This window comes from Pseudomonas sp. O230 (assembly GCF_045447035.1).
GTDB lineage: Bacteria > Pseudomonadota > Gammaproteobacteria > Pseudomonadales > Pseudomonadaceae > Aquipseudomonas.
The window spans coordinates 343,110-360,735 of sequence record NZ_JBJGXN010000009.1 but is presented as its reverse complement, the minus strand read 5'-3'; the positions used below and the strand labels follow the sequence as shown (position 1 = coordinate 360,735).

The 17,626-nt window shown below is 60.0% G+C and carries 18 protein-coding genes and 3 pseudogenes; 7 read left to right on the top strand and 14 right to left on the bottom strand.

The window, feature by feature from the left end; translation table 11 throughout:
* The first annotated feature begins 14 nt into the window (after nucleotides 1-14).
* A complete protein-coding gene (locus ACI77H_RS21410; protein ID WP_407013706.1) occupies nucleotides 15-983 on the top strand; it encodes a nitrilase-related carbon-nitrogen hydrolase in 969 nt (322 codons plus the stop codon).
* Nucleotides 984-1,172: 189 nt separating this feature from the next.
* Here the strand turns inward: ACI77H_RS21410 and ACI77H_RS21405 are convergent, their stop codons facing one another.
* From ACI77H_RS21405 to ACI77H_RS21390, 4 genes are read right to left on the bottom strand one after another with little or no spacing between them, the layout of a single operon-like run.
* Complete coding sequence (locus tag ACI77H_RS21405; RefSeq protein WP_407013705.1) at nucleotides 1,173-1,871, bottom strand: dienelactone hydrolase family protein; 699 nt, start codon at nucleotides 1,869-1,871, stop codon at nucleotides 1,173-1,175.
* A 35-nt stretch (nucleotides 1,872-1,906) separates the two neighbouring features.
* On the bottom strand, nucleotides 1,907-2,530 hold the full coding sequence (locus ACI77H_RS21400) for a glutathione S-transferase family protein (RefSeq protein WP_407013704.1): 624 nt from the start codon (nucleotides 2,528-2,530) through the stop codon (nucleotides 1,907-1,909).
* A 55-nt stretch (nucleotides 2,531-2,585) separates the two neighbouring features.
* Entirely contained in the window at nucleotides 2,586-3,101 is a 516-nt protein-coding gene (locus ACI77H_RS21395; RefSeq protein ID WP_407013703.1) for a DoxX family protein, read from the bottom strand.
* Between the two features lie 53 nt (nucleotides 3,102-3,154).
* A complete protein-coding gene (locus ACI77H_RS21390) occupies nucleotides 3,155-3,358 on the bottom strand; it encodes a hypothetical protein (RefSeq protein WP_059405530.1) in 204 nt (67 codons plus the stop codon).
* Between the two features lie 306 nt (nucleotides 3,359-3,664).
* Here ACI77H_RS21390 and glsB point away from each other — a divergent pair, with 306 nt between their 5' ends.
* The 5 genes and pseudogenes from glsB to ACI77H_RS21365 all read left to right on the top strand — a co-directional run bounded on the left by glsB (nucleotide 3,665) and on the right by ACI77H_RS21365 (nucleotide 7,901).
* A complete protein-coding gene (glsB, locus tag ACI77H_RS21385) occupies nucleotides 3,665-4,573 on the top strand; it encodes a glutaminase B (protein ID WP_150636210.1) in 909 nt (302 codons plus the stop codon).
* A 79-nt stretch (nucleotides 4,574-4,652) separates the two neighbouring features.
* Nucleotides 4,653-5,330 (top strand): annotated as a pseudogene (locus ACI77H_RS21380) (methyl-accepting chemotaxis protein); the annotation flags it as partial.
* A 12-nt stretch (nucleotides 5,331-5,342) separates the two neighbouring features.
* Nucleotides 5,343-5,765: a CZB domain-containing protein gene (locus ACI77H_RS21375; protein WP_407013730.1), complete on the top strand. Its 423-nt coding sequence runs from the start codon at nucleotides 5,343-5,345 to the stop codon at nucleotides 5,763-5,765.
* Nucleotides 5,766-5,974: 209 nt separating this feature from the next.
* Nucleotides 5,975-7,477 (top strand): aldehyde dehydrogenase family protein, encoded by a 1,503-nt coding sequence (locus ACI77H_RS21370; protein WP_407013702.1) that lies wholly within the window; start codon nucleotides 5,975-5,977, stop codon nucleotides 7,475-7,477.
* Between the two features lie 73 nt (nucleotides 7,478-7,550).
* Nucleotides 7,551-7,901 (top strand): annotated as a pseudogene (locus tag ACI77H_RS21365) (BON domain-containing protein).
* 119 nt (nucleotides 7,902-8,020) lie between these two features.
* On the opposite strand, the gene ACI77H_RS21360 reads toward ACI77H_RS21365, so the two are convergent.
* The 3 genes from ACI77H_RS21360 to cynS all read right to left on the bottom strand — a co-directional run bounded on the left by ACI77H_RS21360 (nucleotide 8,021) and on the right by cynS (nucleotide 9,498).
* Nucleotides 8,021-8,680: a carbonic anhydrase gene (locus ACI77H_RS21360; RefSeq protein WP_407013701.1), complete on the bottom strand. Its 660-nt coding sequence runs from the start codon at nucleotides 8,678-8,680 to the stop codon at nucleotides 8,021-8,023.
* A 27-nt stretch (nucleotides 8,681-8,707) separates the two neighbouring features.
* Nucleotides 8,708-8,944 (bottom strand): DUF2790 domain-containing protein, encoded by a 237-nt coding sequence (locus ACI77H_RS21355; RefSeq protein ID WP_407013700.1) that lies wholly within the window; start codon nucleotides 8,942-8,944, stop codon nucleotides 8,708-8,710.
* Between the two features lie 86 nt (nucleotides 8,945-9,030).
* Nucleotides 9,031-9,498, bottom strand: coding sequence for a cyanase (gene cynS / locus ACI77H_RS21350; protein WP_150632827.1), 468 nt, complete (start codon nucleotides 9,496-9,498; stop codon nucleotides 9,031-9,033).
* A 121-nt stretch (nucleotides 9,499-9,619) separates the two neighbouring features.
* Here cynS and cynR point away from each other — a divergent pair, with 121 nt between their 5' ends.
* On the top strand, nucleotides 9,620-10,519 hold the full coding sequence (gene cynR, locus ACI77H_RS21345) for a transcriptional regulator CynR (protein WP_407013699.1): 900 nt from the start codon (nucleotides 9,620-9,622) through the stop codon (nucleotides 10,517-10,519).
* Here cynR and ACI77H_RS21340 read toward each other — a convergent pair.
* The 7 genes and pseudogenes from ACI77H_RS21340 to ACI77H_RS21310 all read right to left on the bottom strand — a co-directional run bounded on the left by ACI77H_RS21340 (nucleotide 10,505) and on the right by ACI77H_RS21310 (nucleotide 17,317).
* Nucleotides 10,505-10,807 carry a hypothetical protein gene (locus ACI77H_RS21340; protein ID WP_407013698.1) on the bottom strand — a complete coding sequence of 101 codons (303 nt, stop codon included), beginning with the start codon at nucleotides 10,805-10,807 and terminating at the stop codon, nucleotides 10,505-10,507. The genes cynR and ACI77H_RS21340 overlap by 15 nt on opposite strands.
* Nucleotides 10,808-10,928: 121 nt before the next feature.
* Nucleotides 10,929-11,258, bottom strand: a complete 330-nt coding sequence (locus tag ACI77H_RS21335; RefSeq protein WP_407013697.1) for a hypothetical protein — start codon at nucleotides 11,256-11,258, stop codon at nucleotides 10,929-10,931.
* Between the two features lie 222 nt (nucleotides 11,259-11,480).
* Nucleotides 11,481-11,633 (bottom strand): hypothetical protein, encoded by a 153-nt coding sequence (locus tag ACI77H_RS21330; protein WP_407013696.1) that lies wholly within the window; start codon nucleotides 11,631-11,633, stop codon nucleotides 11,481-11,483.
* A 145-nt stretch (nucleotides 11,634-11,778) separates the two neighbouring features.
* Nucleotides 11,779-12,282: pseudogene (locus ACI77H_RS21325) on the bottom strand (GNAT family N-acetyltransferase).
* Nucleotides 12,283-12,313: 31 nt separating this feature from the next.
* A complete protein-coding gene (locus tag ACI77H_RS21320; RefSeq protein WP_407013695.1) occupies nucleotides 12,314-12,943 on the bottom strand; it encodes a glutathione S-transferase family protein in 630 nt (209 codons plus the stop codon).
* Between the two features lie 78 nt (nucleotides 12,944-13,021).
* Nucleotides 13,022-14,971, bottom strand: a complete 1,950-nt coding sequence (locus tag ACI77H_RS21315; RefSeq protein WP_407013694.1) for a DNA topoisomerase III — start codon at nucleotides 14,969-14,971, stop codon at nucleotides 13,022-13,024.
* A 117-nt stretch (nucleotides 14,972-15,088) separates the two neighbouring features.
* Nucleotides 15,089-17,317 carry a C1 family peptidase gene (locus tag ACI77H_RS21310; RefSeq protein WP_407013693.1) on the bottom strand — a complete coding sequence of 743 codons (2,229 nt, stop codon included), beginning with the start codon at nucleotides 17,315-17,317 and terminating at the stop codon, nucleotides 15,089-15,091.
* Between the last annotated feature and the right edge of the window lie 309 nt (nucleotides 17,318-17,626).

The window sequence follows — 17,626 nt, the reverse complement described above, 5'->3', positions numbered from 1 at the left end:
CTGAGATCACCGCCATGACCATCGTCAAAGCCGCTGCCGTCCAGATCGCACCTGTTCTCTACAGCCGTGAAGGCACTGTAGAAAAGGTCGTCGACAAGATCCGTGAACTCGGCGAGAAAGGCGTGCAGTTCGCCGTTTTCCCGGAAACCATCGTGCCGTACTACCCGTACTTTTCCTTCGTGCAGTCGCCGTTCGAAATGGGCGCTGAGCACTATAAATTGCTCGATCAGGCCGTCGTCGTGCCTTCCGCGGCCACCGATGCCATCGGCAAAGCCGCCAAAGAAGCCAACATGGTGGTGTCCATCGGCGTCAACGAGCGCGATGGCAGTACTCTCTACAACACGCAATTGCTGTTCGATGCGGACGGCACCCTGATTCAGGCCCGTCGCAAGATTTCGCCGACCTATCATGAACGGATGATCTGGGGCATTGGTGACGGTTCCGGCTTGCGCGCCACCGACAGTGCTGTCGGCCGCATTGGTCAACTGGCTTGCTGGGAACACTACAACCCGTTGGCGCGTTACGCCTTGATCGAAGACGGCGAGCAGATTCACGCCTCGATGTACCCCGGTTCGTTCGCCGGTCCCCTGTTCACCCGCCAGATGGAAGTCAGCATCCGCATGCACGCGCTGGAATCAGCGTGTTTCGTGGTCAACTCGACGGCCTGGTTGTACCCGGAACAACAGGCGCAAATCATGGCTGACACCGGTTGCGCCATTGGTCCGATCTCCGGTGGTTGCTACACCGCGATCATCGATCCGCAAGGTGAAGTCGTCGGTGCACTGACCGAAGGTGAAGGTGAAGTCATTGCCGACATCGACTTGTTCCAGATCGAAATCCGCAAGCGTCAGATGGACGGCCGCGGTCACTACAGCCGCCCGGAAATCCTCAGCCTGAACATCGACCGTACGCCTCATCGCCATGTGCATGAGCGCAACTTGCCGCCGAAGCTGGCCGTCGCCGCTCCAGCGCAAGAGGTGTGATCGTGAAAGTCATGGCGATTAATCAGTAAGGCTCGCCGGCAGGCGTCAGACTTGCCGGCGATGACACTCTTGAAGCCGCCATCGCCGGCAAGCCGGCTCCTACAGGTTTTGCGTGAACCCGAGATCTCGAATACACCCGCGATCCGTAGGAGCCGGCAAGCCGGGCTCCTGCGAAAAGCGCATCAGGCTTTAGAGTTCCATGCCGAGGAAGATCAGCGTATTGCCATGGGCCTCAACCGCTGCGCGCTGGTTGTAGCTGTCGCGATGCGAGCAGTTGAAGCCGTGCTCGGCTTCCGGGTACACGACAATTTCCACGTTGTCATTAGTGTCGAAACGCTCGGCGATTTTCTCCACGGCTTCCAGCGGGATGTGGCTGTCCTGCTCGCCGAAGTGCATCAGCAGCGGCACTTCGATTTCGTCGGCGCGGTCCAGTTGGTTCTGGATGCCGCCGCCGTAATAGGCAATCGCTACGTCTACCAGCCCGTTGGCGGCGGTGTGGTACGAGAGCAAGCCGCCGAAGCAGTAACCGATGGAGGCAATGCCGCCATCCAGGCCCGGCTGTGCTTTCAGCGCGTCGATGGCCAGTTCGATGTCTTTCTGTGCTTTGCCGACATCGGTGGCGTTCATCAATTCGACGGCGCGTTTCCAGCCGGCTTCGTCGTAGGTCAGTTCGATGCGCGGGCCGCTGCGCCAGAACAGGTCCGGTGCAATGACCAGGTAGCCGTCGGCGGCGTATTGCTCGGCGACCGAGCGGATGTGTTCATTCACACCGAAGATTTCCTGGATCAACACAATCCCCGGGCCTTTCTGGGTATGCGGAATCGCCAGGTAAGCGCCGAATTTGCCTTCAGCGCTGTCGATCTCGATCCATTGGGTGGTCACGCTCATGGTGGCTCCTGTCTTCGCAAGTGAGTTGGGGTAGCTTACTGAGGCTGTGTGGCTTTGAAGCTCGTCAGCGCCTGCATCCGTTTCCACCAACTGTTGAAGCCGTCCACGGCAAATACCTGTGGTGCATCCGGGGTCATCGCGATGTAGGCGCAACCCGGTGCCAGGTAATAGTCGCCGATGCTCGGTTCAAGGCCGGCGATATACGGATCGGTGCCTTTGATCTTCATCAACTCGCGCAGCACTCGTTTCGAGTTCTCGATGCCTTGGCGGCGCGAATCTTCATTCTGCCCGCCAATGAAGTCGGGAAACAGATGGTAGCCGAACACCGAGACCAGCGCGCCATAACCGTAGGAATCATAAATGCCCTGGGCCATGTGGGTGCGCGCACGGTCGTGGGCGTTGTCCGGGGTGATGGACGGGCCGGGCAGGACTTCGTCCAGATAGGCAATGATCGCGCCGGTTTCGATCACCCGAAAGCCGTCGTGGTCGACGACAGGCACCTTGCCGAACGGGTGACGCACCAGATGCTCCGGCAGGTGCGGTTCACCTTTGATCACGTTGACCTGCACCTGGTCGAAATCCGCGTCTTTTTCCACCAGCAGCATCTTCACTGTGCGCACATAAGTACTGCCGTCAAAACCGTAGAGAGTGAGGCTCATGGCAATTGCTCCTGTTCTATTGGAGTGGCAGGTACGTTATCGAAACGCTGGCGCCTCAGCGTTGGTTGCGACGCCAGAAGAATCGAGCCAGCAACGTATCGAGACTGAGCTTGCCGGCACCCGAGAGCAACAGCGGCATCGGGGCGGCGAGGTAGATCAGCGGCAGTTTGAAGTTGCCGTGGCCCTTGTTGCTGATGGCGTAACCTTGGGCAAGCTCACTCAATGTAGACCAATCGGCCGGCCAGTGAACGGCAGCCGTCGCAACGATGGTGACCACGATCAACACGATGGCCGAAATCCGCGTGCCAAACCCGACGAGGATCGCGAGGGCGCAAATCAGTTCGGCCCACATCGACAGTTCCCAGTTCAGCGTGGCCGGCACCTGATCGAAGGGAAACGGGAAGCGGTCCTGAATGTCGGCGAACCAGTTTTCACCGCTCCATTTTTCCAGGCCAGACTCGAAAAACTCCCAGGCGATGAACAACCGTAAGGTCAGGGGAGCGAGCCAGCTACCGGCACGATCAAGGTTCAGGTGCAGGCCTTTCACGGCCGACGAGATTGTAGCGTTCATGGACGTGGTCTCCGTTCAGTCAGGGGTGCGGGGCTCGTGGCCCCGCGCAAGGGTTACTCGCCAGCGCCGCACTTGCCTTCGCCGCATTTGCCTTCAGCCGGTTTTTCCGCGGTGTCGGCCTGAACCTGGCTGTAGCCGTGGGCCAGTTGCTTCATGCTGAACGCTTCGGACTCGGAGGCCGACGCGACGTTGGACAGGGCCAGGCCGCCAGCAATGATCAGGCCGAGGGTCAGGGAAGAAGTCGAGAGCTTGAACATGGTGATACTCCGTAGCATTGAGTGAGTTGAGCGCTTTGATCGGCTGAGCCAATCGACAGGCACATTTCATCAATCGGGTGTATCTGCGATGTGTCGCTGGGGTGGGTTTTTATGGCGGGGGTGTGTCAAGGGCGGGGTTGTACACACTCTGATACGTAACCTTGAAGTTTTCCGGGCCTCCATCCATTCCCGCAGCAAGCCGGCTCCTACAGTCGCATTCCAATTCGCAACTGTGATTCGCTGCCGACCGACAGCGTCTAGCGTCAGTGTCCCCGCAATCCCATGGGGCGAGCTTCGGAACCCGGCATGCAAGCGCTGTTGAACGAGATCCTTGACGCAGTCCGGCCCCTGATCGGTCAGGGCAAGGTGGCTGATTACATTCCCGCCCTCGGCACCGTGCCGGCCAATCAACTGGGCATCGCCGTGTATGGCAATGACGGCGAATTGTTTTGCGCCGGCGACGCCCACACGCCGTTCTCGGTGCAAAGTATTTCCAAGGTGTTCAGCCTGGTACAGGCCATCGAGCATTCCGGCGAAGCCATCTGGCAGCGTCTGGGGCACGAGCCTTCCGGCCAGCCGTTCAACTCGCTGGTGCAGCTGGAGTTCGAGCGCGGGCGCCCGCGAAATCCGTTCATTAACGCCGGCGCGCTGGTGATCTGCGACATCAACCAGTCGCGTTTCGCCGCACCGGCCTTGTCGATGCGCGATTTCGTCCGGCGTCTGTCGGGTAATCCGCAGGTGATGGTGGACGGCAAGGTCGCCGAGTCCGAATACCAACACCGTGCGCGCAACGCCGCCATGGCGTACCTGATGCAGTCTTTCGGCAATTTTCACAACGATGTCGAAGCGGTGCTGCGCAGCTACTTCAGCCACTGCGCCTTGCGCATGAGCTGCGTGGACCTGGCCCGGGCGTTCTGCTTCCTGGCCAACGACGGCTTTTGCAAGCACAGCGGCGAACAGATTCTCAGCGCCCGCCAGACCCAGCAAGTCAACTCGATCATGGCCACCAGCGGGCTCTACGACGAGGCCGGTAACTTCGCCTATCGCGTCGGTTTGCCCGGCAAGAGCGGCGTGGGCGGCGGGATCGTCGCGGTGGTGCCGGGGCAGTTCACGGTGTGCGTCTGGTCGCCGGAACTGAACGCCGCCGGCAACTCCCTTGCGGGCATGGCCGCACTGGAGTTGTTGAGCCAGCGGATTGGCTGGTCGGTGTTCTGACCGCTGGTCTGGGTTTTTTTCGTCGGATTGGATCTTTTACCCGACACCGTTCATTCGTATTGTCCGCGCCTTTGGCGCAATGCGTCGGGGGCGTAGGGGAATGGCGATGAGTTTTACGTGGCGCAGGAAAACCACCGAGTACAACGTCGAGTCGCCCTTGCCGGTGATCGAGCCGCCGGTCACGGCAGGCGCCGATGAAGCACGGCTGGCCGACCGTAAAGCCGAGTTGCGCGATCGCGATTTTTTCCGCGGCCTGGCGCAACACCTGCTGATCTGCGGCAATTCGCTGTCACCGGTCAGCGAATCGTTTTCGATGCTCAATCAGCGCCTGAAACTCAATCACCAACGGGCGGAAACCGTCGCCCGCGCGGCCATCGATAACCGCGAGCAGGTCAGTCATTTGCAGGACCAGTCGCGGGTCATGGCCGCAGGCCTGGACGCGCTGGAAGACGTGATTACCCATCTGGTGGGTCGCGCCAGTGAGATCGATCGCATCGTTGATCTGATCAGCGACATCGCCCGCAAGACCAACTTGCTGGCACTCAACGCAGCCATCGAAGCCGCGCGTGCCGGGGACACCGGACGCGGTTTCGCGGTGGTGGCCGGTGAAGTGCGACTGCTGGCGGAAAAGACCGCCGAAGCCACCCGGGAAATCGTCAAGGAAACCTCGGCCATCCAACAGGAAATCAGCCAGGCCAAGCAGGCGATTTCGCAACAGAACCAAGTCTCCAACGCTTTCGGTGCGGTGATCGACAAAACCGCCGAGGCCATGGCCGGCATGTACGGCGAGGCGCAGCAGATGCAGCGCGAAATCGACCTGTCGCACTTGTTGTCGGATGTCGAGCTGGCCAACCTGCAAGAGCTGACGCTCAAGGTTACGGTGTACGACCGCCTGCTCAATCCCAAGCCGCATTCACCGCTGACCCTGCCCGACGAAACCGAGTGCCTGTTCGGTCAGTGGTACTACAGCGATCAGAACCGCAACCAGCAGCGCGATGCGGATTATCGGCGGATGGAAGTGCCGCATCGACTGGTTCACAGCAGTGGTCAGGCCGCGCTGGATGCTCATGGGCGGGGTGAACTGGAAGAAACCCTCAAGCACGTAGGGCTGATGGAGGACGCGAACGCGGCAGTGATGCGCACGGTCAAGGGATTGCTGCACGCGCGGCTGCAATCCCCAATGGGCCGCTGAGTCAGCGCGGTAGCGCCTCGACCCGGTTGCACAAGTGCGCCAGTGTTTGATCATCCAGCACTAAGGTGATCTCCAGATGCTCCTGCGCCTGAAACAGATTCATCGCATCCCGGGTCCGTTTGCGACGATGCCGATGCCCACCGGTTAATGACGCCCCAGGCATTTTGCTATACATTTTCCGGCCGCCCCTTGCATGGTGAAACCGCTTCATGTCTCTTGCGCTCGAACGTCTAGTCGCTGGCACGCCAATCCCTTTCGCTGGTAACCGCGTCACTGTGGTCAGCCCCGAACTGGCCTTGCGCTTTCAGCCCGGGGACCACCTGTTGGTGGAGCAGGTCAGCGGCGAGTTGTTGCTGATTCCCGTAGCTGACCAGAAAGCGGCGGCGGTCGCGATCGAGCGGGCCGAAGCGGCGTTTACGGCGATGTCCGCTGTTTCCGACCAGGCGATCAGCGCGTTTTTCGACCTGTTTGCCTTGCGCCTGGAAAACCAGGACTGCTGGGATTTGATTGAGGTCGCCAACCGCGCCGACATCGAATGGGCCAAGTCACGTGGGCGCTCAACCACACGGTTGCTGGCCGATGAGCGCATGCGCCGCGACATGATCGCGGGCCTCAGGGCCTGGCGCGATGCGCCCGCCACGCGCGGTAAAGTGGTCAGCTGTGTCGAACACGACGGCTGGAAAGTCGAGCAGGTGGTTTCGCCGCTGGGCATCGTCGCCTTCGTCTTCGAAGGCCGGCCGAATGTCTTCGCCGACGCCGCTGGCGTGCTGCGCACCGGCAACACCGCGGTGCTGCGCATTGGCAGCGATGCTTTGGGCACGGCGCAAGCCATCGTCACCCACGCATTGAACCCGGCCTTGAGCGAGGCCGGTTTGCCGGTGGGCGCGGTGTCTCTGGTGGAGAGCGTCAATCACGCCGCCGGTTGGGCGATGTTCGCTGATCGGCGCCTGTCACTGGCGGTCGCCCGTGGTTCGGGTCGCGCGGTCAGTCAGTTGGGCAGCATTGCGCAACAGGTCGGCACCGCCGTCAGCCTGCATGGCACCGGTGGCGCCTGGCTGGTCGCCGACAAGGACGCCGACGCCAAGCGTTTTGCCGCCGTCGTGCGCAATTCCCTGGACCGTAAAGTCTGCAACACCCTGAACGTCTGCCTGATCCACCGCGATCGCGCTGCCGAACTGGTGCCGCTGTTTCTGGACGCCTTGCAAAAAGCCGGCACCGCCCGGGAAGAGGGCTGCAAATTGCACATCGTCGAGGGCAGCGAAGCGTATTTGCCGAGCCATTGGCGAACCGCAACCGTCGAGGTCTATCGCGCCGACGGCTACCAGACCGAAGCGTTGGCCGAACCACTGCCCGAAGACCAATTGGGCCGCGAGTGGGAGTGGGAAGAAACCCCGGAAGTCAGCCTCAAGATCGTCGACGACCTGAGCCAGGCCATCACCTTGTTCAATCGCTATAGCCCGCAATTCACCGTGTCGTTGATCAGTGAAGATGCCGAGGCGCATGAGCGTTTCTACAACGCGGTCAACGCGCCTTTTGTCGGCAACGGGATCACCCGCTGGGTCGATGGGCAGTACGCGCTGAACAAACCGGAACTGGGCCTTTCGAACTGGGAGAGCGGGCGTCTGTTTGCTCGCAGCGCGATTCTCTCGGGCGATGGCGTGTTCACGATCCGCAGCCGCATGACCCAGGTCGATCTGTCGGTTAAACGCTGAGTACCCGACCGCAAGCGTGGAGCGCACTATAATTAAAGGTGTCTGCGACTGCGTCTTGAGACAGGGGTCCGCCATGAAACTTCAATCCTTCGAGCACTACTCTCATCAACTGGAAATGGCCGCGCACGACGCGTGGCTGACAGCCCGGGTGAAGTCGGCCATGGCGATGGCCGATCCGGGCCTGGGCCTGTAAGTCCACGTCAAAACCCTCGCCGGAACGCTGATGTTGAGTGGTCGCGTCAACACTCATAAGCAATGTGAGCAGGCTGTTGCGCTGGCCCGCACGGTGAGTGGTGTCAATGAAATCGATGCCAGGGAATTGCTGACTCACGTGTTCACGCCTGGGAGCTTTCCAACCGCGCCGAACGCCGAGGAAAGCCCGGAGATCCGCCCGTCATCGTCAGCCAAACCGGAAGACAAATGAAGCGGGGTGCAGCGCTCCCGTGAACCGGGCGCGCTGCATCTTCACCTCACGGCCATCTAGCGCTGACGCTGATTTGCTGCGTGCTGCCGGCTGAGGGCGATGACCCTCAGGGGTACGGATCAAGCCACTTCAACCGCTTTACCGTAAACGGCGCACGTGGTCGGGTGTTCGATCAGCGACACGAACGTGCGGCTGTTCGCATCCAGCGCATCGATCGAACCGGTTTCGATGTCATAGACCCAGCCGTGCAGGTTTAGCAGGCCTTTTTCCTGAGCCAAACGCACGCTCGGGTGGGTCTGAATGTTGGCCAGTTGCGCGATCACATTTTCCCGCACCATCGAACTCACTTTCGCCGCGTCGCTGGCGTGCGGCCGGGATTCGTTGATGACCTTCGCCGACTCCGCATGTTGCAACCAGCCGCTGACGGCGGGCAGGTGGTCCATGCATTTGCAACTGGCGACGGCCGTCATCGCACCGCAGTCAGAATGGCCGCAGATGACGATGTCGGTAACGCCCAGCACGGCCACCGCGTATTCGACCGTGGCCGATACACCGCCCGGATGCGGGCTGTAGGAGGGCACGATATTGCCGGCGTTACGAATCACGAACAGTTCACCGGGTTCTTGCTGGGTCAGCAGTTCCGGCACCACACGACTGTCGGAGCAGGTGATGAATAGCGTACCGGGGTGTTGCGTGGTGGCCAGGTGTTTGAACAGGTCGGTCCGTTGCGGGAAGGCTTCTGTCTGGAACTTCAAAAAACCGTCGATGAGCGCTTTCATGGGGCATTTCCTTTCAAGTGATGGGGGTCAGTTCGAGCAGCCGGTGCCAAACACGCTGTAATCCAGAGTGTGGGTGGCGCCTGTGGAGTCCTGGTACGTCATTTCCACGGGGACAACCCCGCATTCATTGGCAATCGGCGTGATGCTCACGACATGCGCGATATCCAGCTTCATGCCGTACTCGTACGCGACGGCCACCTCCTCGGCGTGAACCTGGGCAGACACACCGGCTAACAACGACAGCACCAACAGAATTTTTTTCATGGGGCATCCTCCAGACCAATGTGGTGAACAAAGCAGCAAGTGGGGATTTGGGCCTGGCCCGCACCTGAGTGCGGGCCGGTATCAACTCAGAAAGGACGCAGTGGCAGGAACTTGCCGTCGAGGGTGATCACGGCGCGGGAGCCGCCTTCCGGATCTTCGACTTTCTTCATGTCGAGCTTGAAGTTGATCGCGCTGATGATGCCGTCGCCAAACTGTTCATGGACCAGGGCTTTCAGCGTGGTGCCGTAGATCTGGATCATTTCGTAAAAGCGGTAGATGGTCGGGTCGGTCGGCACACCCGAGAGGCTGCCGCGCAGTGGAATGATTTGCAGGCGGGCCACGGCGTCGGCGTCCAGGTCGAGTTTCTCGCCAATGACTTTGGCGGCGCTTTCCGGCAGTGGGTGCTGGCCGAGCAGGGCAGCGGTGACGTAAGCCAGACCGAGGCCGGTGCCATCGGTCAGGTCTTGCCAGGACAGGTTTTTACGCGCCTTGGCATCGAGGATCGAGGTGGTCAAGGTCAGGCTCGGGTCGTTGTAAGCATGGGACTGTTGCATGGTGGTTCTCCTATCGGGTGGGCTACTGCTTGGGTGTGAAGCCATCTTCTGCCGCTTGATTCATAGCGTCCAAGACCGATATACAATGCTTCGCATAAGCCCTGCCTATAGGTTGAACCTGATGCTGCTCAGACATTTGCGCTACTTGCTCGCGGTCGCCGACCACGGCGGCTTCACCCGTGCTGCCGAGGCATTGCACGTGTCCCAGCCGACCTTGTCGCAACAGATCCGCCAACTGGAGGAAACCCTCGGCGTGAGCCTGTTCGACCGCACCTCGCGCACCGTCAAGCCGACCGACGCGGGTGAGGCCTACATCGAGTGCGCCCGGCGGGTGCTGGTGGAACTGGAGGCGGGCAAACGGGCGTTGCATGACGTGAAGGACTTGTCCCGCGGGACGTTGCGATTGGCAATGACGCCGACGTTCATGGCGTATCTGGTCGGGCCGTTGGTGCGCGACTACGTGGCGCGTTACCCGAATATTCACCTGGAGATTTTCGAGTTGTCGATGGCCGACATCGAGGCTGGGCTGCTGGAGGACTCACTGGACATCGCCATTGCGTTTAATGAGGTCAGGAATGCCGACATCGAATCGATCCCGGCCTTTACCGAGACGCTGGGGGTGATGGTGGGGCGGGATCATCCGTTGTACGAAAGCCGAGACGCGTTATCCGCTGAAGCCGTGGCGCAGCTGGAATTCGCGCTGCTGGCATCGGATTTCATCACGCGTACCCGCATCGATGAATATTTCGCCCAGCAGCACATCACGCCGAAGGTGGTGATTGAGGTCAACTCGGTGAGCACCTTGATGGAAGTCATCCGCCACACGGCTATCGCCACCATCCTTCCGGAACCCATCGCCACTCAGGACCGCGCGTTGCGCAGGATTCCATTGCTGGGGGAGGCGCCCAAACGCGGGGCCGCAATGCTGCGGCGTAAAAACAACTATCACAGTGCGGCGTCGGTGGCGTTTATGGAACTGGTGTTGGGAATGGCCGAGTCGTCGAGCTCAGTCATCGACTGACTGGCACACCCCGTTGGGGGCCTTGCCGGTGGAGGTCACGGCCACCGAGTCGTCATCGGCAAGGACGATGGACAGGGTGATGCCGGCGCCTTTGGCTTCGAAGTGGCGCTCATTGATGATTTTGGTGTCGGCTTCCTTGCTGTTGATCATTACCGGTCCATCCTGATCCGCCTGGACGAGAAACTTGCCGGGGCACTCCACCGCGAATGACGGAACACCGTCGACGCTGTTTGCCTGAACAGCACTCGTCAAAACCAGCAACAGTGGAAATATCAGCTTGTTTTTCATCGCAAGTCTCCAGGGACCAACAGCGGATACGCTTAACAATAGCTTTGTTTGGCAAACTGGAGACAAACAAAAAGGCCCCGCTCGTTTATTCGAGCGGGGCCTTTTTTATTGCGATGATTTATCAGTAGAACCGATCAATCACCCGAACTTCATTCTGGTTCTGCATCGAGGCCCAGGCCTGCTTCAACGTTTGCAGAACATTACCGATGAAGTCCTTGTCGGCGGCGGCTTTCTTACCGACATAACCTTGGCCGCGACGGTACATTTTCAGTCGGGCCAACAGGTTCTGGTTGTTCTGGTCGAAGTCGGCTTCATGGGCATGCGGCGACAGGCAATCCATATGAACCTGGCCCGATTTGCTGATCCACAGAATGTGGCTGTCGTGGCTGTCTTTTTGCGCAGCGAACATACGAGCCAGTTCATCGATAGTAGGTTGATTGTTCAGATTCATAATATGCCCCTTGACCATTTGGTGATCTTTCAAAGTTGATTCGCTAATACAAGTAGCCCATCGGTTAGTTGATCCCTGGCACCGAAACCAGGACGTCAGCGGTCGGCCGTCGAGAGTGACGGGGGCCCGCGTCTGTTGCATGTAGTCGTGTTGAATAACTGCTACGCAATAGCGTCACAACGAAGAGAAGCAGCGAAAACCTTCAGGCCACTGCCGACGTTTTCAGGGTCGGCCACAAGCTTCATGAGGATTGATCGCCAGCGCTTCTCGTCCTTGTACTGGACGTTCGGGCCAGGTCAGCTTCTTCAATCTGCCTTGTGAGCAGCGTGTATCCGGGAAAAACAGCTCGGCGGTCAGACGAGCTTGCTCAAACATGTTGCTGTACTCCCGATCGGGGAGATGTCTGCATCATGCAAGGGCAAACCGGAGGCGTCAACGGTTTTGTAGTGATTATTTTCAGTCACTACATATTGTCGGACAAAGCGGTTTGGAATTAGAAAGCAGCAGGGGAAAGCGCCAGTCAGGACGATGGCTGCGTGCTTTGAAACCGGTAAAAGGTGCAGGGATAACCGTCTGCCGGCTGCTGATGCCGGGAGAACGCGCCCCCCGTGAGATCAGGTATCACACGGGCCCAGAACAGCCGTGCCGGTGGGTTGGCGTCGAGGTGAAAAATCTGCCATTGACCGGGCAGTTGGCTCAAGAGGGTAGAAGCGACAAACGTCGCGACACCTTGGCCACGAAAGCGTCGGGCGATAAAAAAGTACCCGACGTTTTACTGGGCGCCGGGCAGATGAATGTTGCCATCCACGGTCACGAAACCGGCCAGTTCCCCGTCGACGTTGATCAAGTACGGGCGGGTGTCGGGGCTGCGCCAGTAGTCCTGCTGCGGCTGGATGTTGAAGAAGCCATGTCCGCCGAGCTTGAGCGGCAGCCACTCACTGAAGTCGTACATATAGAACTGCATCAGGTTTTCAAGCGTTTCCAGTTCGTCGCGCTGAGCGGCGTGCAGTTCTATCGAGGACATGCGGGCTGGCTCCTGCTCAGAGCGGGATCGATCAGTGGGGCGCGAAGTCGTATTTGCCGCCTTTCTTCAGTGCTGCTTGATAGGCGGGGCGCGCCTGAAAGCGCTCAATCCAGGCCGCTACATGAGGGTAGTCGCCGAGCTTGCCTTGGGCGCGGGCGATTTCGCCAATGAAACTCATCTGGATGTCGGCCGCGCTGAACTCATTACCTAAAAGGAAATCGGACTGGCTCAATGCCGTGTTCAGATAGCCGAGGTAGTTGGCCACTTCCGAGTTGATCCGCGGATGCAGTGGCGCGCCGGCTTCACCGAGACGCCCGACGTACAGGTTCAACATCAGCGGCAACATGGCCGAGCCTTCGGCGAAATGCAGCCACTGCACGTATTCATCGTAGGCCGGGGTGGACAGATCGGGTTGCAGGCGACCCTCGCCATGGCGGCGAATCAGGTAGTCGATGATTGCGGCGGACTCGATCAACTTCTGCGTGCCGTCTTCAATGACCGGCGATTTCCCCAGGGCGTTGATCGATTTCAGTTCCGGCGGGGCGAGGTTGGTCTTCGGGTCGCGCTGATAAAGCTTCAGTTCATAAGGGATGGCCAGTTCTTCCAGCAGCCACAGAATGCGCTGGGAGCGGGAGTTGTTCAGGTGGTGCACGATAATCATGGTCGATACCTTTTCAGGAAACAGGGCTGTAGCCGGGTTTGAAGAACACTAGACCATCGAGGTCCATTCGAAGTGCCATTAAGCTTTGTTCGCCGGTTTTGCGGCACGTTTGGCGCCGGCCGAGGGCTTGCGCTTGGCCGGTTTGCGTTTGTTTTTCCAGGGTGTGGCACCTCGCCCAGCGGGGCTTGCAGGCCCGCTGATGGTCAGGCTCAGGCTTGAGCAGCGGGCAACCTGCTTGCTCATCCACGCCGCTTGTTTGGTGACGAACTCTTCCAGGCTCATTTCGCCGCTCTGCACCATGTCCAGCGCCTGCTCCCAGATCGCGGTGGTGCCCGGGTCGGCAATCGCGCGCGGCACGGCGTCGATCAGGCTGAACGCAGCCGGAGTGGCGGCCAGGGCCTTGCCGTTCTTGATCAGATAACCACGGTCGAGCAGGCCCTGAATGATCGAGGCGCGGGTGGCCTCGGTACCAATCCCGGTGGTGTCCTTGAGCTTCTGTTTGAGCAGTGGATCCTCCACCAGTTTGGCAACGTTCTTCATCGCCTTGATCAAATCACCTTCGGTGAAGGGTTTGGGCGGTTGCGTCCAGAGGTCCTTGAGCTTCACCTCGGATACCGCACAATCACGGCCCTCGCTCAATGCCGGCAGTGTTTGCGGCGCCGGTGCTTCACGGCCCTTGGCCGGAGCAAGGGCCTCGGGCAGGGCGCGTTTCCAGCCGGGTTCGACGATCTGCTTGCCAACGGCGCGCAAGGCTTCACCGGCACAGTCGAAGTCGGCCTGAGTCCGGTCGTATTCATGATTGGGCAGAAATTGCGCCAGATAACGTGCACGGATCAGCGTGTAGACCGCTCGCTGCTTGCCCACCAGTCGATCCAGGTTTTTTGCCGCGGCCGTGGGGATGATGCCGTGGTGAGCGCTGACCTTGGCGTCGTTCCAGGCCCGTGAACGCCGTTGCGGTTCAAGGTAGTCCTGCAAGGCGTTCAGCGCCGGGTCTGCCTGGCGCAGGGCGGCAAGAATACCGGGCGCTTCACTGTGTTGACTCACCGGCAGGTAACCGCAGTCGCTACGAGGATAGGTGATGACTTTGTGGGTTTCGTAGAGTGCCTGGGCGATGTCGAGGGTTTCCTGAGCGCCGAGACCGAGTTTCTTCGAGCAGACTTCCTGCAACGTGCCCAGGTCAAACGGCAACGGTGCCACTTCACGCATGCGCTCGGTACGCAGTTTGATGACTCGGGCACTCGCCGCACTGCCAATCGCCGTCGCAGCCTGCTGTGCGAGCGCCTGATTGAGGCAGCGATCCTGATCGTCGCAAACGTCGGACGGTGCACGCCACTGTGCGGTGAACGCGGTGCCATCGTGCAGCAACTGCACATCGATAGCCCAGTAAGCCACGGGGACGAAATCGGCAATGCTGCGGTCGCGGTCCACGACCAGGCGCAGGGTCGGCGTTTGCACCCGGCCGACGGGCAATACGCCCTGATAACCGGACTGGCGCCCCAGCAGCGTGAACAGCCTGCTCATGTTCATCCCGATCAGCCAGTCGGCCCGTGAGCGGCCCAATGCCGAATGATAAAGGCTGAAGGTCTCCGCTCCCGGTTTCAGCGCGGCCAATGCCTTGCGGATGGATGCATCGTCCAGCGCCGACAGCCACAACCGCTGGATTGGCCCGCGATAACGGCAATGCTCCACCAGTTCCCGGGCGATCATTTCGCCCTCACGGTCGGCATCTGTGGCAATCACCAGTTCATCGGCCTCGCCGAGCAAGCGTTTGACGGCCTTGTACTGACTGGCGGTGCGCGGTTTGACGGTCATTTTCCATTTGTCCGGAATGATCGGCAGGTCCGCCAGCACCCAGCGTTTATAGCGCGCGTCGTAAGCATCCGGCGGCGCGGTTTCGAGCAGATGGCCGATGCACCAGGTCACCGTGACGTCCGTTCCCAGCCAACAGCCGTCGCCGCGACGCCGGGCGCCGAGCACGGCCGCAATGTCTTTGGCCTGGGAAGGTTTTTCACAGAGGTACAACCGCATAACCACCATCGTTCATCAACTGCCGGGAGGTGCACAGAATGGCGGCTGATGAGCGATGGAGCAATCTTTATCTGTATGGATGTACAGCTCGTGCGTTTCGATTCATTGCGCCAAAGCTCAGTAGTTCAGATTAACCACCGGCTGCACGAGTTTGGCGCCCGGAGCCAGGCGCAGAATGGTCAGCAAAACGCTGGTAATGACGTTGATGTCATTGTCGAACCCACCGTGGGAAGTGTCCGCCTTTACCCCCGCGCCGTAGTTCATCTTCGGTTCGTTGAAAATGTGCAGGGTTTGCGCGAGCGTGTCCGACAGCCCGCGGCCGGTGGCGGCGAAACCGCTCGGAATGGTGTTGCCCCAGTAAAAGCGGTTCCATTGCTCGGTCATGTTCCGGGCGGCGATGTTCCATAACGCCAGATCAGGATCGCTGAAGTTCTGGCTGTTGCCGTCGAGGCTGCTGGCCATGCCCAGCAGCGGCATACGCTGCAGTTCCTCATAGGCGCGGGATACCAGGTAGAGCAACGATTTGTGGTACGCGCCAATGACGTTATCCGCCTGTTCGCGCTGATCGGACATCAGGTATATGTGGAAGTCCTTGCGCTTGAGTCCGCCGTCCTCGATGACCTTGCGGTAGGTCTGGTTGGCGAAGTCGAGGGTGCACGCCGGGGCCATCAGTGTCGATGTCTCGGTCGGCAACTGCCGGGCCCATAGCAGGCGAATCAAGTGGCCGTTGATCAACGACCCCGCCGAGTGACCGATCAGGTGCAGCTGGACTTTTTTCTGCCCCATGTCATCAATCAGCTTTTTCAGGTTATCCGCCATTTCCACCAGGCCTCGCGGGGTGAAACCCGCTATGGCAGCGGCTTCGGCGTTCTGTTTCATCTGGCTCCACTGATCGCCACCGAGTTTTTTGGTCGCCAACTCGACCGTGGGATCAAGCCCTTCTACGGTTTTGTCCTTGATCAACTTCAGCACGTCGCTGAGGCCGCCGGCTTCGAACACGCCAGGTAGCGTGTCCTGGATGATGTCCGCGAGTGTTTCGAGCGCGCCGGTACGCCAGGTGATAAACAACGGATAGATGCCGTTTTCCAGGAAGTAGGGCGCCATCGCACAGATCCGGTTGATGGAGTCCTGTTCGGAGTTAAGCCCGCCGTGGGCCACAATGGCGATGCGCAGCACCGCGGGTTTGCTGGCTGCCGGCAGCTTGTCGTACCAGGCGCGAGGTGCCTCATAGACGATCCGTTTGACACCGGCGCGGACGTTCTCGACGTCGGTCAGCCGGGGGCCGATGCTGCCGTTGTTTTCCATGACGATGGTCAGGCCGTACGCCTGATCCTTGGTCAGCAAAGTAGGGCCTTTGCGTTCTGAATCCCGCGTGCTGGCGGTGAACAACGAAAAGCCTTCACGCTTGGCAATGGAGCTCGACAGCGCGTTGCGAAAGGGTGATTGAGCATCAGCCCTGGCGCGCGACGGGCGTGAGTCCGGGGAGAGCCCGCCGTGCTCGATCGGTACGCCAAGGCCTACGGTCCAGGCGTCGGTGCCATTGGCCAGCCAGTCTTCGAACGTCAGGATCGCGAAGCCGGAAAACCCCCAGTCGGTCGACCAGGAGTTTTGCACGATGAAGCCTTGGCTGGTGTAACCGATCAGGGCAAAGGCATGACCGCCCTGACTGTTCGATGACCCTTTGATCACGGGCAGTTGCGACATGCTTTCGAACGCCGCCACCGGACTTTTTTTGCCTTTGGGCCGCATCAGGGCCCAACCCTGATGCACATTGGCCGAGACGTAAAGCGCACCGGCTTCATACAGCGCCGCCATCATCGCGGTGACATCGTTCTTTTCCACGCGATAGTAGACACCCAACGGCCGGGTCACGGCATCGGCGGCCCAATGTTCGTCCGGTGCCTCGAACGCGGGCACAGAACCGTCGGGTTTGACGGTGTAGGGCCATAATTCCTGCGCGCAGACACCGTGTTTGTGCCAGCCCTTCAGCGCACCGCGACAGCTTGAACCCGAGTAATCCTCGCCGGGCCATTCGTCATACAGCTTGGCCAGATGATAGAGCTGGCGAGGGCTGGTTTTGGTGGCCGTGCGGTCTCTCCGCCACAACAGAAAGTTGACCACCGCCGCCAGGCCAAACCCGGTGCAAGCGCCCTCGTTGCCCTGGAACAGCACCATGTCCCTGGCCAGGTACCCCGACAGTTCGGCGTCGATGTCCTTGTCGGCGGGCCAGGAGGGCGGCAGTGACTGGATTCGTGGGGTGAACAGGCGATCACGCAGATCGAGGCGATCCGGGCGTGCGTCGAGGGTGATCATCGTTTTATCGAGGGAAAAACGGCTGGCCGGCATGTTGGTGACCCTCAAGCTTCTGAGACTCGAACCCCCACGCCACGACGACCTGACTGCGAAGCAGGGATGTCAACGGTGCTATTGATCGTAGACGATGTTTCGGCGCAGTTGAGCCGTTGGTCTATTAGACGAAGAAGAGTGGAGGCGGTAGTCAGTCTGTAGACGGATAACCGTCATGGTTCCGTTCGGCTGCGAAGCCGTCGTACCGACGAAATCTGGGTTATACCTGACACGTGCGGTCTCAAAGTTTCGGGACCGCCGCGCGACCCATCGCGGGCCAGTCGGATCGCCGCATCGCACGCTCCCACA